Origin of the sequence: Nocardiopsis sp. JB363, assembly GCF_900143625.1 — a bacterium.
GTDB lineage: Bacteria > Actinomycetota > Actinomycetes > Streptosporangiales > Streptosporangiaceae > Nocardiopsis.
Genome location: NZ_FRFF01000104.1, coordinates 1 through 1,859, shown reverse-complemented (window position 1 = coordinate 1,859; position 1,859 = coordinate 1). Strand labels below are relative to the sequence as shown.

General features: G+C 59.2%; 2 protein-coding genes and 1 pseudogene. 1 reads left to right on the top strand and 2 read right to left on the bottom strand.

Annotation, left to right across the window (positions count from 1 at the left end; genetic code table 11):
- Window positions 1-93: 93 nt before the first annotated feature.
- Both BQ8420_RS32765 and BQ8420_RS16105 read right to left on the bottom strand, forming a co-directional pair.
- Window positions 94-468: a DUF397 domain-containing protein gene (locus BQ8420_RS32765; protein ID WP_087099946.1), complete on the bottom strand. Its 375-nt coding sequence runs from the start codon at window positions 466-468 to the stop codon at window positions 94-96.
- On the bottom strand, window positions 468-1,325 hold the full coding sequence (locus BQ8420_RS16105) for a helix-turn-helix transcriptional regulator (protein WP_087099945.1): 858 nt from the start codon (window positions 1,323-1,325) through the stop codon (window positions 468-470). Before BQ8420_RS16105 ends, BQ8420_RS32765 begins: the two co-directional genes overlap by 1 nt.
- 223 nt (window positions 1,326-1,548) lie before the next feature.
- Here BQ8420_RS16105 and BQ8420_RS16100 point away from each other — a divergent pair.
- Window positions 1,549-1,803, top strand: a pseudogene (locus BQ8420_RS16100) (ATP-binding protein); the annotation flags it as partial.
- Window positions 1,804-1,859: the final 56 nt, after the last annotated feature.

Sequence of the window (1,859 nt, the reverse complement as noted above, 5' to 3'; positions counted from 1 at the left end):
GGCGACCTCCGAGATCTACTCCTCTCTATTCGTGGGCAGCGTCAGTTGTGTATAAGAGTCAGGTTGTGGGGCGGGGAGTGGGTGGTCAGGCGGTCACTTGAGTGCGGTGGTGAGGAAGGTGGACCACTCGTCGGAGGGGAAGGGCAGGTACCCGGCGTCGGGGTGCTTGGAATCCCGCATGGCGGCGCCGCAGGGGAGGGAGCCGACCTCGACGCAGTTGACGTCTTGAGCGCTATGGCTGCTCGTCCGGAAGTCGGAGGGCCGGTGGGCCACTTCTACGCAGTCCTGGTCACGACCGCTGCGGGTGCTCTTGTGGAAGGTCTCGGGGATGGGAGCGACTTCGACGCAGTTCTGGTCGCGACCGCTGTAGCTGCTCTTACGGAAGGCCGTCGGGATCTGAGCTACTTCCACGCACTCTTGCCCCTGCGCGCTGTAGCTACTCTTTCGGAACTCCAGCTTATTGACCATCACGTGTTCTCCAGGGATGTCAAGATGTCGTCGATCAAGTGGAACGACAGGGAGGTGGACAGGGCCACCCCTTGGGCGTTGCCGAAGGCCAAGGTATACCGCTCCAGTTCTTCTGGTTCATCCAGATAGAGACCATCCACTGCGGTCTCCACATAGATGATCGGTGCATCCTTCGTCGCTGGGAAGTCCAAGATGGTGAACGGTCCGGCCAACGCGAGGTGGGATCCGGACGAGTAAGGAAGAACCTGGATGTCGATGTGATGCCGTAGAGCCATGTTCTTGAGGTAGACAAGTTGCGCCCTCATGATTTCTGGGTCACCGATGACTCGCCTGAGGGCGCCCTCATCTATCACCGCCACCATATGTGCTGGTTTGATCCGATTGAAGATGCTTTTTCGCTCTATGCGTGCCTGAACACGTCGCTCAACATCTGACTCTTCGAGTACACGCCCGGCTCTGAATACGTGAGCAGCATATTCAGGTGTTTGTAGAAGTCCAGGGACCGTTAATCCCTCAAAACGCCTAATAAGGGATGCCTCTGCCTCAAAGTCGGGCAAGGCGTTCCCGCCGAACACATCTCGGTAGCTGGACCACCAGCCCGACTGCTTCGATTCGCTGGTCAGCTCGTGCAGAGCTTGTCGTTCCTGGTCAGAGGTTTCGTAGAGGTCGGCTAGCGCATCGATATCCCGTGGTCGTATGCGTCTTGCGGTGGCGTTCTCGATGCTGCTGATCGTGGAGAGAGGGACACCGGAATCTTTCGCTGCGGCAGAGAGCTTGAGGCTCTTCGCCTCGCGAAGGCGGCGTAGTTCACGAGCGAGGCGACGGCGGCGGACTGTAGGGCTGATGGGGTTATGCATATGGGGATTCTAGACTCATTAGCGCAGATTCTGAACACGTCTGTTGACAACTCAGAATCTGAGTATCACTATGAAGATGTAGCCAGTGACCGATGGATTACCGCAGGTTCATATGGCCAGGCTATGGCTGGCCCGTTTCGCGCGTCACGGGAATCGTGAAACTTCCAACGGGCGTCCGTATTCACCCCTTTTATGCCTTGTGATGTCAAGGAGTGTGTTCGTCATGCCCGTGTTCGCGTCCGAGCTCGCCCGCAGCGAGGTCACCGTCCCGCTCTCCAGCTTCATCCAGCCCTTCTGCGCCCACTACTTCTCCGGGCGGATCGAACGGCCCCACTACCGCCAGCGCGACTACAGCTTCCCGGGGCTTCCGCACCTCATGCCGCTGACCCGCGCGTTCCTGGACACCTGCGCGGCCGCCTACTCCCACGAGTACCGCTACCTCTTCACCCTGCTGGGGTCGGAACTGGCCGGAAACGCCAGTGCGCCATGAGGCGCTTTGTTGTATCCCCGGAACATCCGGGAGGAACTCGAAGG

Excerpts from the sequence above, each read along its gene's own strand:
- BQ8420_RS32765 (WP_087099946.1), bottom strand. The coding sequence starts at position 468 with ATGGTCAATAAGCTGGAGTTCCGAAAGAGTAGCTACAGCGCGCAGGGG.
- BQ8420_RS16105 (WP_087099945.1), bottom strand. The coding sequence starts at position 1,325 with ATGCATAACCCCATCAGCCCTACAGTCCGCCGCCGTCGCCTCGCTCGT.